The sequence below is a fragment of the Lentibacillus populi genome, from assembly GCA_014642895.1.
GTDB classification, from domain to species: Bacteria; Bacillota; Bacilli; order Bacillales; family Amphibacillaceae; genus Lentibacillus_C; species Lentibacillus_C populi.
Window position 1 is genome coordinate 40,123 of record BMJD01000009.1, and the last position, 21,087, is coordinate 61,209.

22 protein-coding genes are annotated in these 21,087 nt (G+C 37.6%); all 22 read left to right on the top strand.

The genetic code is table 11. The features are described from left to right. The 22 genes from IEX12_RS07905 (at window position 1) to opp4C (ending at window position 21,084) form a co-directional block, all read left to right on the top strand. Window positions 1-1,536 carry a glutathione ABC transporter substrate-binding protein gene (locus IEX12_RS07905; RefSeq protein WP_188724904.1) on the top strand — a complete coding sequence of 512 codons (1,536 nt, stop codon included), beginning with the start codon at window positions 1-3 and terminating at the stop codon, window positions 1,534-1,536. Between the two features lie 5 nt (window positions 1,537-1,541). Beyond that, window positions 1,542-2,540: an ABC transporter ATP-binding protein gene (locus IEX12_RS07910; protein WP_188724905.1), complete on the top strand. Its 999-nt coding sequence runs from the start codon at window positions 1,542-1,544 to the stop codon at window positions 2,538-2,540. Continuing rightward, a complete protein-coding gene (locus IEX12_RS07915) occupies window positions 2,509-3,486 on the top strand; it encodes an ABC transporter ATP-binding protein (protein ID WP_188724906.1) in 978 nt (325 codons plus the stop codon). Before IEX12_RS07910 ends, IEX12_RS07915 begins: the two co-directional genes overlap by 32 nt. Window positions 3,487-3,514: 28 nt before the next feature. Beyond that, entirely contained in the window at window positions 3,515-5,128 is a 1,614-nt protein-coding gene (locus IEX12_RS07920) for a gamma-glutamyltransferase family protein (protein WP_188724907.1), read from the top strand. Continuing rightward, on the top strand, window positions 5,115-5,723 hold the full coding sequence (locus IEX12_RS07925) for a chromate transporter (protein WP_286171012.1): 609 nt from the start codon (window positions 5,115-5,117) through the stop codon (window positions 5,721-5,723). Before IEX12_RS07920 ends, IEX12_RS07925 begins: the two co-directional genes overlap by 14 nt. Further along, window positions 5,720-6,250, top strand: a complete 531-nt coding sequence (locus tag IEX12_RS07930) for a chromate transporter (RefSeq protein WP_188724909.1) — start codon at window positions 5,720-5,722, stop codon at window positions 6,248-6,250. The genes IEX12_RS07925 and IEX12_RS07930 overlap by 4 nt, the downstream gene beginning before the upstream one ends. A 491-nt stretch (window positions 6,251-6,741) precedes the next feature. Further along, entirely contained in the window at window positions 6,742-6,864 is a 123-nt protein-coding gene (locus tag IEX12_RS23350) for a hypothetical protein (RefSeq protein WP_286171013.1), read from the top strand. Window positions 6,865-7,054: 190 nt separating this feature from the next. Further along, window positions 7,055-7,843 (top strand): IclR family transcriptional regulator, encoded by a 789-nt coding sequence (locus IEX12_RS07935; RefSeq protein ID WP_188724910.1) that lies wholly within the window; start codon window positions 7,055-7,057, stop codon window positions 7,841-7,843. 106 nt (window positions 7,844-7,949) lie between these two features. Further along, on the top strand, window positions 7,950-8,822 hold the full coding sequence (locus tag IEX12_RS07940) for a DUF3100 domain-containing protein (RefSeq protein WP_188724911.1): 873 nt from the start codon (window positions 7,950-7,952) through the stop codon (window positions 8,820-8,822). Beyond that, a complete protein-coding gene (locus tag IEX12_RS07945) occupies window positions 8,809-9,255 on the top strand; it encodes a hypothetical protein (protein ID WP_188724912.1) in 447 nt (148 codons plus the stop codon). Before IEX12_RS07940 ends, IEX12_RS07945 begins: the two co-directional genes overlap by 14 nt. Before the next feature lie 50 nt (window positions 9,256-9,305). Further along, entirely contained in the window at window positions 9,306-10,643 is a 1,338-nt protein-coding gene (locus IEX12_RS07950) for an amidohydrolase family protein (RefSeq protein ID WP_188724913.1), read from the top strand. Between the two features lie 338 nt (window positions 10,644-10,981). After that, window positions 10,982-11,722, top strand: a complete 741-nt coding sequence (locus IEX12_RS07955) for a GntR family transcriptional regulator (RefSeq protein ID WP_188724914.1) — start codon at window positions 10,982-10,984, stop codon at window positions 11,720-11,722. A 12-nt stretch (window positions 11,723-11,734) separates the two neighbouring features. Further along, complete coding sequence (locus IEX12_RS07960) at window positions 11,735-12,169, top strand: PTS sugar transporter subunit IIA (RefSeq protein WP_188724915.1); 435 nt, start codon at window positions 11,735-11,737, stop codon at window positions 12,167-12,169. A gap of 18 nt (window positions 12,170-12,187) precedes the next feature. Next, the gene (locus IEX12_RS07965) at window positions 12,188-12,472 is read left to right on the top strand and encodes a PTS sugar transporter subunit IIB (RefSeq protein WP_188724938.1); all 285 of its coding nucleotides are present in this window, start codon (window positions 12,188-12,190) and stop codon (window positions 12,470-12,472) included. A 2-nt stretch (window positions 12,473-12,474) separates the two neighbouring features. Continuing rightward, the gene (gene ulaA / locus IEX12_RS07970; protein ID WP_188724916.1) at window positions 12,475-13,743 is read left to right on the top strand and encodes a PTS ascorbate transporter subunit IIC; all 1,269 of its coding nucleotides are present in this window, start codon (window positions 12,475-12,477) and stop codon (window positions 13,741-13,743) included. Window positions 13,744-13,853: 110 nt separating this feature from the next. Then, complete coding sequence (locus IEX12_RS07975; protein WP_155554664.1) at window positions 13,854-14,768, top strand: phosphotriesterase family protein; 915 nt, start codon at window positions 13,854-13,856, stop codon at window positions 14,766-14,768. Window positions 14,769-14,782: 14 nt separating this feature from the next. Continuing rightward, entirely contained in the window at window positions 14,783-15,397 is a 615-nt protein-coding gene (locus IEX12_RS07980) for a bifunctional 4-hydroxy-2-oxoglutarate aldolase/2-dehydro-3-deoxy-phosphogluconate aldolase (protein ID WP_188724917.1), read from the top strand. Beyond that, on the top strand, window positions 15,397-16,146 hold the full coding sequence (locus IEX12_RS07985; RefSeq protein WP_308777527.1) for a creatininase family protein: 750 nt from the start codon (window positions 15,397-15,399) through the stop codon (window positions 16,144-16,146). The genes IEX12_RS07980 and IEX12_RS07985 overlap by 1 nt, the downstream gene beginning before the upstream one ends. A gap of 533 nt (window positions 16,147-16,679) precedes the next feature. Continuing rightward, window positions 16,680-17,882, top strand: coding sequence for a M20 family metallopeptidase (locus IEX12_RS07990; protein ID WP_188724919.1), 1,203 nt, complete (start codon window positions 16,680-16,682; stop codon window positions 17,880-17,882). A gap of 43 nt (window positions 17,883-17,925) precedes the next feature. Further along, window positions 17,926-19,179 carry a metal-dependent hydrolase family protein gene (locus IEX12_RS07995; RefSeq protein WP_188724920.1) on the top strand — a complete coding sequence of 418 codons (1,254 nt, stop codon included), beginning with the start codon at window positions 17,926-17,928 and terminating at the stop codon, window positions 19,177-19,179. A 68-nt stretch (window positions 19,180-19,247) separates the two neighbouring features. Beyond that, a complete protein-coding gene (locus tag IEX12_RS08000) occupies window positions 19,248-20,201 on the top strand; it encodes an ABC transporter permease (protein ID WP_188724921.1) in 954 nt (317 codons plus the stop codon). A 16-nt stretch (window positions 20,202-20,217) separates the two neighbouring features. Continuing rightward, window positions 20,218-21,084 (top strand): oligopeptide ABC transporter permease, encoded by an 867-nt coding sequence (opp4C, locus tag IEX12_RS08005; RefSeq protein WP_188724922.1) that lies wholly within the window; start codon window positions 20,218-20,220, stop codon window positions 21,082-21,084. Window positions 21,085-21,087 lie beyond the last annotated feature (3 nt).

The window sequence follows — 21,087 nt, forward strand, 5'->3', positions numbered from 1 at the left end:
ATGAAACTTAACAGAGTTATCAGTATGTTTGCTATATTGATTGCTAGCGTCGTCTTGATAAGTGGTTGTGGTAATAAAAGCAGTAAAGAAATAAGCAAGGAAAAAAAGCAGGAAATTACATATGCGTCGACCTCTGATGCTGCTGGGTTATCACCGATTGATACAAATGATTCAATTTCTTCTAATGTTACGATGCAAGTATATGAAACGTTATTTATACAAGATCCAGAAACGATGGAAATAAAACCATTACTGGCAGAATCCTATGACAATCCGGACGAAAATACTTGGACAATTAAATTACGTGAGGGAATAAAATTTCATGATGGTACACCATTTAATGCTGAAGCTGTAAAATATACGTTTGATCAATTAAAGGACCCTGATAGAGCTGCACCACGCGCTTCTCTGTTGGAGCCAGTTGATTCAATCGAGGTAAAGGATGAATATATAGTTGAATTAAAAACAAAAAAACCATATGGACCGATGCTTGCAGCATTAAGTCATACGAATGCAGCGATTGTTAGTCCCACAGCGGATAAAGAGGATGATATTAATAAAGATCCTGTTGGAACCGGTCCGTTTGTTTTTGAAGAATGGGAAGAGGGGGATCATATCACATTAAGAAGAAATGAGGATTATTGGCGTGATTCTGCAGATCTCGAAACAGTAACGTTCAAAATTGTTCCGGAAATGTCTACAGCAATCTCGATGTTGGAGACTGGAGAAGTTCAATTTATTGATAATTTGCCATCTGATTTATTACCAAGAATTGAATCTTTAAATGATGTAAAAGTACAAAAATCAGAAGGAACTCGAGTATCGTTTTTAGGGTTTAACATGGAAGAAGAACCATTTACGGATTTGAAATTCCGTCAGGCAGTTGCTTATGGGATCGATCAAGAGGCGTATGTTAACCAGTTAAATGGTTTAGGGATAATGAATGAAAGTCTTATTGGTCCAAAAGTATTCGGTTATAAAGAGGGTGCTGAGGATGTAGCATATCCTTTTGATAAGGAGAAGGCAAAACAAATTATAGAAGAGAATGGTTACAAAGGTAAAAAAATAACCCTGCTTGCTGCGAATAGAGATAATTATAAAAAAATGGCAGAGATAGTTCAATCACAACTAACGGATATTGGGCTGGATGTAAAAATAGAAACCATGGAGTGGGCTACTTTCCTTGATACAGCACGTAAGGGTAATTTTGAAATGACATTCCTTGGATGGGCTAATAGTACTGCAGATGGAAGTGAGTTGCTGTACCCGAATTTACATTCCGATACCATCGACGCGTCCAATTATACGAGATATAGTAACCCTGAATTCGACAAACTTGTAGAAGAGTCTCGTAATAATGTAGATCAGGACGAAAGATTGGAAAAATTGAATGAGGCTAATATTATGGCCATTAAGGATGCACCTTGGATTGTTATGGAACATGGAACAGTCTCCGCTGCATATAGCAAATCAGTAGATGGCCTATTGATAAGTCCGAATGGGCAATGGTCCCTTTATAACGTAAGTAGAAAGTAGGGTTAATGATGGAAGGTCTGTTACAAGTCAAGAACCTTGAAGTACAGTTCAAAACAGGAAAAAAGAGACTTAAAGCTGTTCGGGATATTTCCTTTTCCGTAAAAAGAGGTGAAACACTATGTATAGTCGGGGAATCGGGAAGTGGCAAAAGTATAACATCTCTTTCCATTTTAGGATTGTTGCCTACTAATGGAGAAATCACAAAGGGATCCATCCGACTATCCAAACAGGAACTTGTAGGGTTACCTGAAAAGGAATTTCAGAAAATACGGGGAAACGAAATCTCGATGATTTTTCAGGAACCAATGACTGCCTTAAACCCGACTTTTACAATAGGTTTTCAACTTCGTGAACCCCTGATGATTCACCGGAAATTATCTGAAGAGACAGCAAATAAGGAATGTATTTCGTTATTGAAAAGGGTAGGTATCCCTGACCCTGCCAAAAAATTAAAACAGTTTCCGCATGAATTGAGCGGCGGGATGCTACAACGAGTAATGATTGCTATAGCATTGGCATGTGAACCGAACCTTTTATTAGCTGATGAACCAACAACTGCACTTGATGTGACCATACAGGCTCAGATTTTGGATCTAATTGATGACTTAAAGAAACAAATGGGGATGGGGGTTGTTTTTGTCACCCATGATATGGGCGTAGTAGCAGAAATTGCTGATCAAGTTATGGTTATATATGCGGGGGAGATAGCAGAAATTGGTGATGTCGATAGTATCTTTAATAACCCCCAACATCCTTATACGAAGGGGCTATTGGGAGCAGTTCCTAATGTCGATGAAAAGGAACATGAATTAAATATCATTCCTGGCTCAATGCCAAATCTAGATGATCAAATTTCCGGGTGCAGATTCCATCCAAGATGTCCTTATGCGATGGATGTATGCCGGAAGAAAAGCCCGCCTGCATTTAGGGTATCTGATGGAAGGCAAAGTAAATGCTGGTTGCAGGAGGTGAATGTCAATGAAAGCGCAACAACCATTACTTGAAACACGAGGACTAAAAAAATATTATCCAATAAAAGGTGGTTTTTTAAAGCGAACCAAGAATCATGTTAAGGCGGTTCAGAATATTTCACTCAAGGTGTATAAAGGAGAAACGCTGGGGATTGTTGGAGAATCCGGATGTGGAAAATCGACTTTTGGAAGAACAATTTTGGGTCTGGAGGATTTAACAGATGGGTCTATTTTATTTCGTGGTGAACATATTGAGCATTTATCTGATCGTAAGTTAAAAAAATATAAGCGTGACATGCAAATGATATTCCAAAATCCCTTTGCCTCTTTAAATCCCAGACAGAGAATTGGGAGTGCTTTAGATGAAATTTTAGTGATTCATATGAAACAATCAAAAGCAGAAAGGGACCAAAGTGTAAAAAATCTATTATTAGAAGTCGGATTAAAGGAAGAACATTATCATCGTTATCCACATGAATTAAGTGGTGGACAAAGACAGCGTGTTGGTATTGCTAGAGCAATAGCGCTTAACCCTTCTCTAATTGTCTGTGATGAAGCAGTTTCTGCATTGGATGTATCTGTACAAGCACAAGTTATTAAACTGTTAAAGGAGCTGCAAGTTGCTCATGACCTTACGTATATATTTATTTCCCATGATCTGGGTGTTGTCAGGCACTTATGTGATCGGGTTCTTGTTATGTATTTGGGATCAATGGTTGAGTTGGGCACATCGGATCAAATATATAACAACGCTTTGCATCCTTATACCGGTTCTTTACTTTCAGCTATACCTAGACCGGTTCCTGGTAGAAAAAAAGAGCGGATTAAACTACAAGGCGACTTACCTAGTGCTTCCAATTATCCAAGTGGCTGTCCATTTCACACACGATGCCCTATTGCTCAGGAACACTGTAAGATGAGGGTGCCTGAATGGAGGGAGGTGGAACCGGGACACTTTGTGGCATGTCACGAAGTTTAAAAATTAATATCTATTAAGGAGTGAGCTCATGTTTTCATTTAATCAACATATTAATCCATATTCCATTACTAGAAATGCTACCTACGCCAATAATGGTATGGTAGCAACATCGCAGCCTCTAGCTTCACAGGCGGGTCTGGACATTCTTAAACAAGGCGGAAACGCGGTAGACGCAGCTATTGCAACTGCAGCCTGTCTGACAGTTGTTGAACCCACATCCAATGGAATAGGTGGTGACGCATTTGCTATTGTCTATATGAACAAAAAGCTATATGGAATTAATGGGAGCGGACCTTCACCTAAATCAATTTCAATTGACGCGTTAAAAAGATCCGGATATGATGAAATCCCCAAATATGGGTGGATTCCGGTGATGATTCCAGGTGCTCCTGGAACTTGGGCAGAAGTATCGAAAAGGTTTGGAAAACTTCCCTTAATTAAAGTGCTTCAGCCGGCAATCACCTATGCTGTGGAGGGTTTTCCGCTCTCACCAACGTTAGCTAAGTATTGGAAAAGGGCCTATAACAAATTTAGCCGAAGCTTAACTGACCCTGCATTCAAATCGTGGTTTGAAACGTTTGCTCCTAAGGGACGCGCGCCGAAGGTTGGTGAAATATGGTCTTCTTCGGATCATGCTGATACATTACGAGAAATAGCGGAAACTGGAGCGGAATCATTTTATCGGGGGAAATTGGCTGAAAAAATAGCTACTTTCTCATCAAAAACAGGTGGCTATTTAACATTAGAAGATCTCTCGGATTATAAACCTGAATGGGTGGAACCACTAAGTGTTAGTTATCGGGATTATAATGTATGGGAGCTACCTCCAAACGGACAGGGAATTATTCCATTACAGGCAATGAATATCTTAAAAGGATTTGATTTTACTGAGCGAGACACAGTGAATACATATCACAAACAGATTGAGGCTATTAAATTAGCATTTGCAGATGGTTTTCAATATATTACGGATAAGTACCATATGAAAATTGAACCTACGGAATTGCTTAGTGAGGCTTATGGAGAGAGACGCAGACAAATGATTAAAGAAGAGGCTTCATTGCCAGAGGCCGGGGAATCCGTTTCTAGTGGTACAGTTTATTTAGCAACTGCTGATGGTGAAGGGAACATGGTTTCTTTTATTCAGAGTAATTATATGGGATTTGGATCCGGATTGGTTGTTCCTGAAACCGGTATTGCTTTACAAAATAGAGGACATAATTTTTCGTTTGACCCAAACCATGTTAATGCACTAAAAGGTGGTAAACGTACCTTACACACTATTATCCCCGGTTTTTTGACCAAAGGAGATGAAGCGATTGGTCCGTTTGGTGTTATGGGAGGTTTTATGATGCCGCAGGGTCATGTTCAGGTATTAATGAATACCATTGATTTTAAGCTGAATCCACAAGCTGCTCTGGATGCGCCAAGATGGCAATGGTTAAGGGATAAAGTGGTAGAAGTGGAGTCGAGATTCCCCCATCATTTAGCAGCAGGACTTGAGGAAAAAGGGCATGATGTTCGGATTGCCATGGAAGCGAACAGCTTTGGACGTGGGCAAATTATTTGGCGTGATCCTGACACCGGTGTGCTTTGTGGTGGAACGGAATCGAGAACGGATGGTTCAATTGCTTCATGGTAAAAATGAACGTGTTAAGTTGTATAAAGATTTATTTATAGCTTTTTTTCGGGCTGGAATGCTCGGTTATGGAGGTGGGCTTTCCGCTATTCCTTTAATGTATAAAGAAGTTGTTGACAATTATAAATGGATGGATGATAACGAGTTCTCAGACATCTTGGCGCTTGCAAATACATTACCTGGTCCGATCAATACTAAACTTTCCGGCTATATAGGCTGGCGTCTTAAAGGTTTTTGGGGGCTGCTTACTTGTATAATAGCTACAGTTCTGCCAACTGCTTTATTAATGATTTTATTATTAACCATGTTAAATGAATTTAAAGATAAATCCTGGGTTCAAGGGATGGCTAAGGGTGTTATCCCAGTTGCTGCAGTAATGCTTGGAGTATTAACTATAGATTTTATAAAAAAGTCCAAAAAGTTTTTAGGATGGGTTTCTACAGTTATTCTTATAGCGATTAGTGTAATTGTTATAGAATTATTAGGGATACATCCTGCCATATTAATTGCTGTCCTTATATTATATGCGTTATTTTCAAAAAAGGAAAAAGAAAAAAAGGTTAAAACAGAGCATAAGCATCAGGTGGGTGGATCATGATTTATTGGGAAATTTTCCTGGCAAATTTTATAGCAAATATTTTAGGTTATGGGGGCGGTCCTGCAACTATTCCATTACTAGAGCATGAGGTTGTTGGGCGCTATCAGTGGTTTACTACTCAAGAGTATAGTGAAATGGTAGCCTTGGGTAATGGTCTGCCGGGCCCGATAGCAACAAAGCTTGCCGCCTACATTGGTTATGACCAAGGCGGAGTTTTGGGTTCAACAGTTGGAGTCTTTGCCTCTGTATTCCCTTCATTAATTCTGTTAATTATGCTATTAGGATTGTTACTTAAATATAAGAATTCCCCAGGTGTAAAGAAATTAACTAAGGTTGTGCGTCCAACAATTGCAGTGTTGCTTGGTATAATGACATATGATTTTTTCTTTAATTCTTATTTTGAAATTGGCATCGGGCATACAATATTAATAACGCTTGCTAGTTATTTTCTTTTGGAAAAAAAGGGGGTTAACCCAGCATATGTAGTTTTAGGTGCATTAGTGTACGGAGCCGTATTTTTGGGGTAAAGTAAACAGTCTTTGTTTTAGAGCATGTGATTAAATTTGAATTCATAGTGTTATTACCTTTCAAAATAACAGAACCTACGCTTAAGAGGTAAATAAAAATAGATTGAGGGTTGTCGTGCCGGGAAGAACCCGAATCAGGTATTGGTGAGCAAAAAATTCAATTTTCACTGAAAATAAGCAGGATTTTACTTCGAAAAAAAGAGTACCTCCTTAGACCCTAACCAATGAGGTGAGTCCGCTGAATAAACAGAGGGATGTCAGGGGTCTTTATGCCTGTTTTTACGATTTGTTTTTATGCTGCGTATTTTTCAGAATATGGGATTATCATATTACAAATTTTGTAAGCTTAGCCTGATGACATTGGGCAACGATCCCTAAGAAGTGGCATTGCGGTCATGGGCAAGCAGCTCCGCTGTGGTTACGCCGCTATCTCCGGTAGTTGTTCTCTTATGTCATAATGCTAATTTTCTTGGCAATAGTGGCTCAAAAATATGGAAAAGCTGGCTCAGATGGATGGTGATATTCAAGGACCGGAAACCGGATATCGAGGCGAGGAAGCTGGAGCTAAACCATTCGCAGTACAGAAAAACATGAAGGTGAGAATATTTTTTTGAGGATCTTTTAGCATTTGCGGAATGGTTAAGGGGAACTGTTCACACTGGGGAACAGTTCCCCACCTAGTCTAATTAAGCAAATATAAAAACTGTTAAAAAGTATTGACAATTATGAATGCATACATTATTATTCTAATTAATCAATAACAAGGAATACTGTTCTCATATGAGGGACTAAAGGAGTCTTGAGATGTCAACAACAAAGAAAAGTATTTTGGAAACAGGGGACAGGCTTCTTAAACTTCTGGAACATTTTACGGAGGAGAAGCCGGAGTGGGGAGTGGCCGAACTTAGTAAAGAACTTGAACTGAATAAAAGTATTATTCATCGGATGCTAGTGACTTTGGAAAACCGGAATTTTTTAAAGCAAAATCTGGAAACGAAAAAGTATTCCTTAGGAGTAAAATTATTTGAACTTGGCATGATTGTTTCCAGACAAATGAATTTGCTTGATGTGTCAAAGTCGACCATAAATGATCTAGCGGAGAAAACCGGAGAAACGGTATTGTTAGAGGTCGTAAGCGACCAGGAAAGTCTATGTGTCGGGATAAAAGAGAGTAAACAAGGGTTGAAATGTACATCCCGGTTGGGAGCGCGAGTTCCATTATACGCCGGAGCGCCGACAAAAGTGTTAATGGCACATTTGACGGAGGCAGAGGTTGATAACGTCATAAAAACAGGTTTGAAAAAATTCACGGAAAATACGATAACAGATCCAGATAAATTAAAAAAACAATTAAAAGCTATTCGTAAAAAAGGGTATAGCGTTACATATGGAGAACTGGATTTGGGATCGCTTGCTATTTCATTTCCAGTCCGGAATTATAAGGGGGAAGTAGCAGCATCTATCTCGTTAGTAGGACCGGAATTCAGAATGGAGGAAAAACTGGATCAGTATATTCGTTTTTGCAAAGAGGCAGCAAATTCTATCTCAAAAGAACTGGGATATACTGCAGTCAAAAAATCGCATGTGCTTTAAAATTAAATTTTATTATCGCTGCTTTTTTTTAATTAGATGATGAAATAACGTCCCTTATATAGGGACGATTAAATGTCAGTTTTTAATCAACTAAGGGAGGGTCTTAATGCCAATTAAATCTTATCGTGGTATTGGGGATAGATTTCAATCGGAATACAAGATTTATCTTGCTGTTCTAGTCATTGTCATCATAGCGGAATTGATCGGGACAAAAGAATTCAGCATCGGTCCAGGAGCCATGATTTTTTTCCCGATGTTTTATGGACTTATTCTCGGGGTGCTGCTAGTACCGCAAATAACTGGTTTTTTCAAAATCAAAGAAGTAAAGGCGGCATCTACACTGGTTCTAGTTGCTATTACGCCTTTTATGGCAAAACTTGGTGTCATGGCGGGCGGAAATTTGCCAAAACTTGTCGAAGTGGGACCTGCCTTGGTATTGCAAGAGTTTGGCAATTTAGGGACGATTTTGATAGCGCTACCACTAGCAATACTATTAGGTCTGAAGCGGGAAGCTATCGGAGCAACGCATTCCATTTGCCGGGAATCCAACCTCGGTTTAGTCACGCATGTTTATGGTCCGGATTCTCCTGAAACAAGAGGAACGCTGTCTATTTACGTTATCGGCTATATTATTGGCGTTATTTATTTCGGCTTTTTAGCTAGTGCTGCGGCCTCAATGAAGATATTTCATCCGCTTGCTTTAGCGATGGCTTCAGGTGCTGGAAGTGGAAGCATGATGGCTGCATCGACAGGGGTATTGGCCAATATTTATCCGGATATGGCAGAGGATATTCTTGTTCTTGGTGCTGCAAGCGATATGCTGACAGGTGTAACCGGGTTGTACGTCGGCTTGTTTATTGCCTTGCCGTTAGCAACAAAGCTTTATGAATTTCTTGAACCAAGGATGCGCAAGATCAGTTTGAAAAGTGCCAGTACGGTACCAAATGCAGAGGAGGAATCGAAACATGAAAATGCGTGATTGGACATTTTTATTGATCATCGTTTCGATTATCATTATAGTTTCAAATTTTGTAGGATATGACGTTGCCATGATGGAATCGATTCCAGGCGTTCTAATCCTAGCCGCTATAACACTGATCGGGTATGGAGCCAGCAAAGTAATTCCGCTAAAAATGCCGATGATACTCTATGTTTCGCTAATTGGATTGATTGTCGCCTGCCCAATTTCTCCGGTTTCGGATTTTGTGATTGAGCAAACTGGCAAAATTTCATTCATGGCTCCTGTTACAGCAGTCGGCGCATTTGCCGGAATCGCCATGGGAAAGGATTTGAAAGCTTTCAAGGAACAAAGCTGGAAAATGGTTCTGATCGGGATTGTTGTTTTCACTGGAACATTTTTCGGATCAGCGATTGTTGCTCAAATCGTTTTGAAATTGACAAATGCAATCTAAAATAAAGGAACTAAATCACGATAATAAGACAAAAAGTGAGGTATTTCATCATGCAATGTGATCTAGTAATAAAAGGTTGTTCCGTATTAACACCGGAATTTGAAGTTAAGGAAAATCAGAATGTTTATATAAAGGACTCCAAAATTATTAAAATTGATGATTCAGCAGTGCTAGCGGAAATATACGAATCAAGTGAAACGCTTAATGGAAAAGGAAAACTTTTAATGCCTGGTCTGATTGACGCCCATACGCATACATGCCAGCAATTGCTTCGCGGCAGAACAATGGATGAATACCCAATGATTTGGGCCCGTATTCTTGTTCCTTTTGAAAGCAATCTTGATAGTGATACAGTTTATACGAGCGCACAATTAAGCTGTTTGGAAATGATCAAATCTGGAACAACAGGTTTTGCAGATTCAGGCGGTCTTCATATGGATCGAGTGGTTGAAGCTACAATTGAATCAGGCATGCGTGCGGCAATAACGAAATCATCAATGGATATGGGAGCTTTTATTCCGGATGTCATGATAGGAAGTCCTGATGAGATAATCACAGATGTTGAAAATTTGTACAAAGACTACAATGGAACCGGTGATGGCAGAATTCAGATTTGGTTTGCGCTGAGACAGGTGATGACCTGTTCCCCGAGATTGATCGAGAAAACTGCGGAGAAGGCGGCGTTATATAAGACTGGATTACATGCCCATCTGGCAGAACATCGTGATGAAGTCAGTTTTTGTCTGCAAAATTACAAAATGAGACCAGCAGAATTATTAGATGAATACGGTGCGTTGGGCCCTAATCTATTGACTGCCCATAACGTTGCGTTATCTGAACAGGAAATTGATTTATTGTGTGACAGGGAAGTAAAGGTTGTGCATTGTCCGCGCAACAATTTTGCTAGTCACGGTTTTCCGAAAACGCCAAGAATGCTACAAGAAGGAATATCAATTGGGATAGGATCAGACGGAGCGGCCGGAGCAAGTCTGTCGCTGTTTGATGAAATGCGAGTCTTCAGGTCCGGATTACATGCTTTCTGGGGATTGCCTGTCTTTGACCCTGTCGTGATACCTGCCAAGGAGTTATTGAAAATGATCACTTCAGGCGGTGCTAATGCCTTGCAATTAGGAGATGAAATCGGAACAATTGAAGTAGGTAAAAAAGCGGATTTGATTCTCGTAGACATTGACCAGCCACATATTAGCCCGACCTATAACATGATAAATACAATTGTAGAAGCAGTAAATGGGAATGATGTTGTAGATAGCATTATTGACGGAAAAATTGTCATGAAAAATAGGGAAGTACTAACGCTGGATGAAGAGCATATTTTATATGAAAGCAAAAAAGGAATGAAATTTATGGTAGAGAAAACTGGGATTTAGTTATGAGAGGGCGGTTGTCCCTACATAGGGGTAATTCCCAAGTAAACTCAAATGGAACAGTCCTCTCCTTATTTCAATAAAACTCAAGAAACATTTCACAACTTAATAAGTTTACAAGAACTAAAGTTTGAAACTTATTTTTCAAGGTACGAAGTTTGAGACTGAACAAATAACCCACATCCTAAAATGGTTGTGGGTTTTTGTTATTGCAACGAAATACAAATTTAATAATTTTATTTAAACGCTTTACATGAAAACACTTTCATGATATATTCATTATAATGAATTATATAAAATAAAATATACATCATAATGTATTTGGAGGGGATAGCAATAACATGTCGCAAATTAAAACACCCTTATACAAGAAAGTCCAGAAGAAAATACTAAATGAAATAATTCAAAATATGAAAGAAGGTGATTTATTACCCATTGAAACAGACTTAGAAAAAAAGTACGACGTTAGCAGAATAACGATCCGCAAAGCTATTGATGAATTGGTTTTAGAAGGTTTTGTTGAAAAAATTCAGGGCCGTGGAACAATCGTTAGGTCAACAAAAATAATACAAGATGCAAGTACCATAACTAGTTGGACAGAAGAAATGAATCTAAAAGGGAAAAAGCCAGATACTGAAAGGCTTAGAATTTTCGAAGTAAAACCATCCAAAAAAATAAAAGAAAAACTAAATCTTCATTCAAGTGAAAAAGTCATTTGTGTAGAAAGAATTCGATTAGTCGACGGAGAACCAATCGCTTTAATGTTTAATTATCTAAGAGAAAAATATATCCCTGGTTTTCTAGAAAAAGGATTTACCAGAGAATCATTGTATGAAGAGCTTGAAAAAAATTACAACATTATACTAGAGGAAGCCAATGAACAAATAAGAGCTAGATTAGCTACAGATTTGGAAGCGTCTGCATTACGTATTTCCCCTGGAGATGCCATCCTGCAGATTACAAGGACCACGTATTTACCAAATGGTACACCATTCGAGATGGTTGAAATGATTAGTAGATCTGACAAGTATGAATATCATATAAAAGTCTCCGGAAGAGATAAAAATAAAGTAATAAGGTAGGGGGATAACGTGATGACGCTACTAAAAGAAAAGGCAGTTCTTTTGGACGCTGAGGCAGATAATGCAATTGAGGCTATAAGGTTAAGTGGCAGGTTACTAGTTGAAGCTGGTTATGCTACTGAACAATACGTGGAGGCAATGGTAAAGGGGTATCGGGATGTAGGGCCATATATTGTTATAGCACCCGGGATAGCTATTCCACACTCTCGACCAGAAAACGGAGCTTTATCCGCAGGGTTTTCATTAGTAAGACTAAAGGAGCCAATTGAATTTCAGCATGAAAAAAATGACCCTGTCCAATTAGTTTGTGCGATTACTGGAGTTGGAAATACTGGGCACATTGAAATGTTACAAAAAATTGCTACCATTCTGGGTGATGATGAAAAGCTTGATCAAATTTTAAAAGCAGAAAATTATGAAGAAATAACAAAAATAATAACGATATAGGAGTGGGGAGTGGAAAACATGTATATATTAAGTGTTTGCGGAATGGGTTTTGGTACGAGTTTAATGTTATTAATGGATATTCAATCAATGGCAAAGGAAAATGGTTATAAAGTAGATGGAGAGGCTACTGATCTTGGAAGCGCTAAAGGAAAATCATGCGACTTTATGGTTGCTTCAAGTGAAATTGCGAATGAGCTATCTAGTGAGGATGTCCCAATTATATCAATTGATAATTTACTAGATAAAAACGAAATTAAGGAAAAAGTACTTCCAATGATAGAAAAGTTATCTAAGGAGGGATAAATGTGATCGATTTATTGGTTTCCATCCTTAGTAACCCATCGATAATAATAGCCATCATAGCTGGATTAGGTTTAATATTGCTTCGTAAATCTACTTCGGATGTCATTAAAGGTACGATGAAAACATTATTTGGATTTTTAATTCTGCAACAGGGGTCCAACATCATTGTAAATTCATTAGTACCATTCAGTACAATGTTCACGGAGGCTTTTGGATTAACAGGTATCGTGGCAGAAGACAATGCAATAGCAGCAGCAGTACAAACTGTATTGGGGAAGGAAACTGCATTTATTTTAATTTTTTCTTTTCTCATTAATGTTCTGATTGCACGTTTTACCAAATTTAAATATATCTTCTTAACAGGACATATGATGTTTTCCTTTGCAGCTACGATGGCAATTGTACTCAGCCAAATGGGTTTATCAAGTGAAATGACTATAGTTTTAGGATCGATTATACAAGGTATTTCAATGGTTATTTTCCCTGCTATTTCACAATCGTCTGTTAGAAAAGTTACCGGCAATGACAATGTTGCGTTTGGCTTTTGGGGAAGTTCCTGGATTTCCCTATCTGGATGGGTTGGAGGAAAATTTGGGAATAAGGAACAATCTGCTGAAGATGTCAAGGTTCCTAAATCACTAGACTTTCTAAAAGATATGAGTATCTTAATGGGAATAATAATGGTAATAGTTTATGTAGTAACCGCCACTTTCGTCGATGCAGAAACAATGAATGAAATATCGGGTGGAGTAAATCGTTATCAATTTGCTATATTCCAGGCATTAGGATTTGTGGTAGGAATTTTGATTCTATTAATGGGTGTTCGAATGTTTTTAGCAGAAATAGTTCCTGCATTTAAAGGAATTGGCGAAAAGATTGTACCAGGTGCAAAGCCAGCACTGGACGTTCCAATTTTTTATTCTTTTGCGCCTGTTGCTGTCACAATTGGCTTTTTAGCAGCATTAGTTGGCGGGTTAATTGTGACCTTTATGTCTAGCTTCTTGCCGGTTGCAGTTCTTCCTTCGGTAATTGGATTATTTTTCATGGGTGGGGCTGCTGGTGTATTTGGTAATGCCAGGGGTGGATTACGCGGCGCAATAGTAAGTGGCTTTTTCTTAGGACTTACCTTTTCCTTATTAGTTGCTATTGCGTACCCGTTAGTAGATTTATCTCAATACGGAGTTAGTGGATTATGGTTTGCGTCACCAGATGCAATTATTGTTGTTATCCTTATCAAATTAATTGGGTTACTTTTTGGAGTAGGGATTTAAGCATATTGAGTAATTGATGTGAAAACCTGGGCTTTCTATCGCGTGAATCTATTTTGGCGAGTTGCCTAAAAGCCCTTATAAACTACAACTTAGAGATAGGAGTTTTTCAAATGAGTAAAGTAAGAACAGTGTTAGGAGATATTGAAAAGGAACAATTGGGATTCACGTATAGCCATGAGCATTTATGGACAAATCCTCCTAGTTCACAAAAAGATCGTGACCTGGAATTAACTGATTATGAAGCTAGTGTAAGTGAGTTATGGAGATTTAAAAGGGCTGGTGGAAATGCACTTTTAGATGCTACTACACTTGATTATGGGCGAGATGCTTCTAAACTGGTACGTATGTCAAAAGAAACCGGAGTAAATGTAGTAGCAACATCCGGCTTTAATAAGCACATCTATTTCCCAAAATGGGTTGAAGCACTAACAATTGAAGAAATAACGCAAAAATTAGTTAGAGATGTGACCATGGGAATGGATGGTACTGATGCAAAAGCAGGATTCTTGAAATCGGGTTCCTGGAATCAGCTTATTCATCCATTAGAGGAGAAGGTAACCCGGGCAGTTGCAAGGGCGCAACTTCAAACCGGAGCCCCAATTTGGCTGCATACTGAAGCAGGAACAATGGGGATGGAAATGTTAGATATCCTTGAGGAGGAAGGCGTTGATTTAACAAAAGTAGGCGTCGGCCATAGTGATAGAAATGCTGATCCGTATTACCATTTACAATTGGCTGAGAGGGGTGCCTATGTACAATTTGATGGTACAAGTAAAATCAAATATTATCCGGATAGCACCCGTGTATCACTGATTAAAAATATGATTGACAATGGACATGCAAAACAACTGTTAATCTCTGCCGATATGGGACGTAAATGTTATTTACACGCTTATGGCGGCGGTCCAGGATTCGAATATATTATTAAAAAGTTTATCCCTCGCTTATTAGATGAAGGAATTAGCCAAAAAGATATAGATACTATTTTTGTTGAAAATCCAGCAAACTGGTTGGCGAAGTTCTAATGGAGGCCAAAACGATGAAAAAGGATACCTTAATCGCTATAATTCGCGGGGTAAATTCAGGTGATATTGTTGATATAACTAAATGTTTACTGGATAGTGGAATTTCCTGGATGGAAGTATCTCTAAGTGATGAAGAAAAGGGATTGGAATGTATTAAAAAGGTTAGTGAATCTTTTGGCAATCAGATCCATCTAGGTGTAGGTACTATTACGACAACTCGGCAGGTAGATGCCTCCATTGTAGCGGGAGCTAATTATATTATAACGCCTGGTTGGGATCAGGAAATAGTAAAATATGTATTATCAAAGGAAATTCCTATTTTTCCCGGGGTTTTCTCACCCGGTGAAATTGGCCAAGCGTCTAGGCTCGGTATTGGAACTGTGAAGCTATTCCCGGTGGTAAATCTAGGTATAGATTATATAAAAAATATACGGGGACCATTCCCGGATATGAAGTTAATGGCGGTTGGAGGAGTTAATAAAAAGAATATAAAGGAATTAAAACAGGTTGGATGTTCGTATTTTGCGATTGGAAGTGATTTAGTTCCAAGAGGTGCAACGAAAACGGATTTGGAAAAAATTAAAGAAAATGCATTGGTCTTTAATCAATTACTTTCAGAGGAGTTTTAATAATGAAATCACCAAGAGAAATATTAAAGATGAACCGTGATGAAGTTGCTGCTGCAGTCAAAGATTTTCCTGTAGCTATTTTACCATTAGGGGCAACGGAACAACACGGGCATCATTTACCTTTGGGAGTTGACATATTTTTATCAGAAGGTATTTCTAAAAAACTATCGGAACGAACCGGTGCACTTATGCTTCCAACGATGCCTTTTGGTTACTCGTGGGTTTGGCGTGATATCCCCGGAACCATATCATTGCAGCAACATCATGTTGAAAATGTTATAAAAGATGTGGCACATAGTGTATCTCGCTATGGCGTGAAGCTATTAGTGCTGGTAAATGGTCATGATTCTAATAATGCAAGTATGAAATATGCTACTAGAGAATTGATGGATGAACTTGATATGCAGATTATATATTTGTTTTATCCTAATTTGGAAGAGATCAGAAATGAATATTGTGATTCTTCAACGTGGCACGATATGATTCATGCTTGTGAATTTGAAACTTCTTTAATGTTGGCTTTAAAGCCGGAAATGGTTGAAATGAATAAAGCTGTTTGTGAATATCCAGATAGGCCTGGTTTATATGGCAAATCTACAATTTCTTTGGGGAATCTTAGCCAAAGTGGGGTATTTGGGGATTCAACGCTTGCGACTAAAGAAAAAGGTGAGAAAATGCTGGATAGGTTTCTGTCTGAAATGGAGAGTTTGATAATGGAGGCTTATTCTGATAGGGCAATTAAATATTAAAACAATTTTATTTAAAAAGGCCACAGGGTAATTTGTCAGGTTGGAATGGAAAATTAATATGAACTACTATGTTATCAAAGTTTACATTAATGTGTCGGAATCACCGGGGAAAAGTTAATTTTCTCTGGTGATTATTTTTATAATGTTATACAAGCTTCGGAGGTTAAAAAACACACTTAACCCATTATTGCACTTGAAGACTTTGAAAATTTAGACTTAATACCAAAAAAGTGATTTAAATTATCCTTAATATTCCCTGTATACTTTCAATTGCTTCCAAAGTAAAATATTCCGAATTCAAGGAATGGAAAAAATGATAAAAAAAATATAAAAAGTATATTGACTCAATTAACATAAGATGCTATATTGTTATATAACGTTATATAGGGAAGCGTTATCACTATCCAATTAAAATAATAGCTAATAAACTAGTTTATTTTATTTGAATTATTAATTTTGAGGTTTGCAGATCTACTAATCATTGTGATAGTGTCTAACTTTATTAATAATGACGCCACTAAGGAGGCAATATTATGAATGAAAAGATCCAAAAAGTACATAAGAAAATTGAAATGGAACTATCAAAAATAAAACAGGATATTATTGATACAAGTTTAGACTTGCATAATAAACCTGAAACAGCTATGGAAGAACATTATGCACATAGTATTTTAACCAAATGGCTTAAAAATGAAGGATTTAGTATTACGACACCAGTAGCTGATTTGAATACCGCATTCGTTGCTAAAAAGGGTTCTGGAAAACCTGTGATTGCATTTTTACTTGAATATGATGCATTACCACAGATTGGACATGCATGCGGTCATAACTTAATTGCCACTGGGGGCCTTGCTGCTTCAACCGCACTTGGAAGGGCCTTAGATAATGGAGAATTTGAGGGAACAGTCCTGGCTATAGGTACACCTGGTGAAGAAGGAGCAGGGGGGAAAATTATTGAACTGGAAGCTGGTGTCTTTGATGGAGTTGATGCGTGTCTGATGTTTCATCCAAATGATCAGATAACCATTCCGTGGAGACATTTAACTGCAAATGCACATTTGTCTATAAAATATTTTGGTAAATCTGCTCATACTGCTTCTCATGGGGAAGAAGGAAAAAATGCTTTGTCAGCGTTGATACAATTTTTTGTAGCAACTGACATGTTAAGGCAACATATTCCCGAAACCTCCAGATTAAATGGAATAATAACAAAGGGTGGCGACGCTCCAAACATAATACCGGAATACGCTGAGGCTGAATTTTTGGTTAGAGCTTTAACACAAGAGAAAGTAAAAGAAATGGTAAAAAAAGTTGAGGCTTGTGCGGAAGGTGCAGCGCTGTCAACAGGTACGAAGGTACGGATTGAACAAAATTCACCTGTATATGCGGAAATGAAGAATAATAAAATGATGGCTAATCGAATGGCTGGATATTTGGAACAGACTGGTGAAGTGGTCACTGCCCCAGTTATTAAGGGAGGGGCGGGTTCGTCCGATATAGGTAATGTTAGTTTAAAAATCCCTACTATCCACCCTTATTTGAAGATAACTCCAAATGCAGTTGCAGGGCATTCAATAGAATTTAGAGAAGCTGCAAAAAGTCCCGAGGCCCATCAAGCTATGCTAAACATGGCGGAGGCATTGGCGAAAACAGGTGCTGACTTGTTATTGGACTCAGAATACTTTAAAAGTGTACAAAAAGAATTTGCAGAATCTGGCCCGGATTATCCCGCTTAATAAAGCTAGAGTGCATTTTTAGAAGTAGAGGAGGAATGAATAAATGTATAAATATCTAATGAATGGAACTCTCATCGATGGAACAGGTAAAAACCCAGTTGAAATAAAGGGTATCTTAATAAAAGATAATAGGATTGAAAAAATTGTATTAGGTAATGAGGATATCGCCCTGTCCGACCTTGAAAATGTTGAAGTTATTGATCTAAATAAACAGTATATATTACCAGGGTTTATTGACTCTCATGTACATGTAATGCTCAACTTTAAGGATACGAATGCAAAGTTAAACCAACCATTTTCTTATCGGTTTTATGAATCTGTTGTCAATTTGAAAAATACCATTGAAGCAGGAATAACAACTGTTAGAGATGCTGGTGGAGCAGATTTTGGTATAAAACAGGCAATTGAAGATAATTTAATCGTTGGTCCAAGATTGAAAATTTGTATAAACCCGTTGTCAATCACTGGAGGACATGCAGATGGCTGGCTTCCTTCAGGCGTTGATACAGACATTTGGAATTATCCAGGTAGTCCAAAAAGTATGTGTGACGGGGTTGAGGATGTTAGAAAAAAAGCAAGAGAAATGTTAAGGGCTGGAGCTGATGTCCTAAAGGTTCATGCAACTGGTGGTGTATTAAGTCCAACGGATGATCCACAGTTTACACAATTTACGATCAAGGAATTGCAAGCGATTGTTCAAGAGGGTAAATTTCGAAAGAATATTAAGGTAATGGCGCATGCTCAAGGTACAGAAGGAATCATTAATGCAGTCAAAGCAGGTATTCATTCTATTGAACATGGAATTTATTTGAATGATGAAGCGATAGATTTAATGTTACAAAACAATGTCTTCCTGGTTCCTACATTATTAGCACCTTTAACTGTTGTTGAAAAAGGATTAGCAAATGATGCTGGTATTCCCGAATATGGATTAAAAAAAGCGAAAGAAGTATTAGAAATACATAAAGAAAGTATTAGAAAAGCATATAAAAATGGAGTGAAAATTGCCATGGGAACGGATGCTGGTGTTATGGAACATGGTACGAATCTTAGGGAATTAGGTTTATTATGTGAGGTTGGATTAACACCAATGGAAGCAATAGTAGCTTCGACAAAAACTGCGGCAGAATGCCTCGAAATGGAAGAAAAAGTAGGAACAATAGAAGAGGGGAAATATGCAGACCTTCTTATCATAAATAAGAACCCATTACAAAATATTAGTTTACTAGAAGATAAAAAAAATATTCCTCTTATTATGAAAGATGGAGTAATTATAAAAAATAGACTGTGTTCATAATTTCGTGGCCCGAATTAGAATAACAATATGTAAAAATTAAAGGCTTATAGGCTGATGCAGGTGATAAAATGAAAAAGTATATTTTAAGTCGTATCCTAGTCGCTATACCAACTTTTTTTGGAATTACCTTACTTGTTTTTTTGGTATCTTACTTTGCATCAGGTAGTCCACTTGAGTTATTGTTAAGCAACCAAAATATTTCAGAAGCGGAAATAGAAAGACAAAAAATTAAATTAGGACTTGATCAACCATTTTATATTCAATATTTTTCTTGGATCGGTAAATTGTTTATGGGTGATTTAGGTGACTCTTACCGAACGCTGCAACCGGTAATGAATCTGATTCTTAATGGTCTTGGAGCTACAATTTTATTGGCTATTGCAGCTGTTCTTATTGCTTGCGTTATTGCCATCCCATTGGGAATTCTTTCCGCTAAGAATCAAAATAAATTGTGGGATAATATAGCTGCATTTTTTTCTTTTTTCGTTACTTCAACACCTAGCTTTTTTATTGGATTGGTATTTTTATTTATATTTTCAGTTAAATTGAAAATATTACCTATTGGTGGTATGTACGATATTGGTCAAGAGTTTAGTATATTATCGTTCCTGAAACATTTGATTATGCCATCCATTGTACTCTCACTACATATGGTTGGACCTCTGATTCAATTTACAAGAAGCAGTATGTTGGAGGTTATAAGGGAAGATTATGTTAGGACTGCACGTGCTAAAGGAGTTAAAGAATACATTGTAACAATCAAACATATCTTAAGAAATTCATTAATTCCGGTTGTAACATATTTGGGTATGGAAATCCCATTATTATTGGGTGGGGCGGTTGTGACAGAGCAAATATTCGCTTGGCCAGGGATAGGAAATTTACTCATTCAGTCTATTAACACTCGTGATTACCCTGTAATAATGGGGATAACGATTATAGTGGCATTCGCTGTATTACTGTTTAATATCATTACAGACTTAGTATATGGGTTGTTAGATCCTAGGATTCGTTATGATTAGTTAGGAGAAAAAGAGGATGGAAAATAATAAAAAACCAAGTTTGTTCTTAAATTTCCTAAAAAAATATTGCGAAAACAAACTAGCAATTTTAGGATTAATTGTACTAATTGTGATAATTTTGTTAGTTATTATTCTACCATTTTTTTTACGATATACTGAGGCTGAAATCGATGCGCTAGCATTTAATGCGCCACCCAGCTCAGAACATTTATTAGGTGGTGATGACGTAGGTAGGGATGTATTAAGTCGTTTAATTTATGGTGGGAGAGTTTCATTGTTTGTGGGGATTATTTCCACATTTATAAGCGTGATAATTGGTATACCGCTTGGAGTATTAGCAGCCTATTATAGAGGCTACATTGAAAGTATCATTATGAGACTTGCTGACATTTTCCTTTCTTTTCCGTCTATTATACTAATTCTATTTTTAGTATCCATGTTTGGGCCTTCTATTATTACGGTTACAGTTGTCATTGGTGTGCTTGGTTGGCCGTTTTTTGCAAGGTTAATCTATGGGAATGTGTTGAGTGTTAAAGAAAAGGATTTCGTTGAAGGTGCGATAGCAATTGGGGAAAAGAATAGCAGAATCGTATTTAAGTATATATTACCTAATGCAATTGCCCCAATTTTAATTCAAATTACATTTAGGATTGCCGCAGCGATAATATTAGAATCGTCATTAAGTTTCTTAGGAATGGGTGTACAACCACCAGCAGCTTCATGGGGAAATATGCTGTACAGCGCTCAATCAATTACGATTTTAACAGAAAGACCATGGATGTGGCTGCCACCGGGAATAGCTCTTATAGTCACCATACTTTCCATTAATTTTATCGGTAATGGATTAAGGGATGCTTTAGATCCAAAAACAAAAATTGGTTAATAA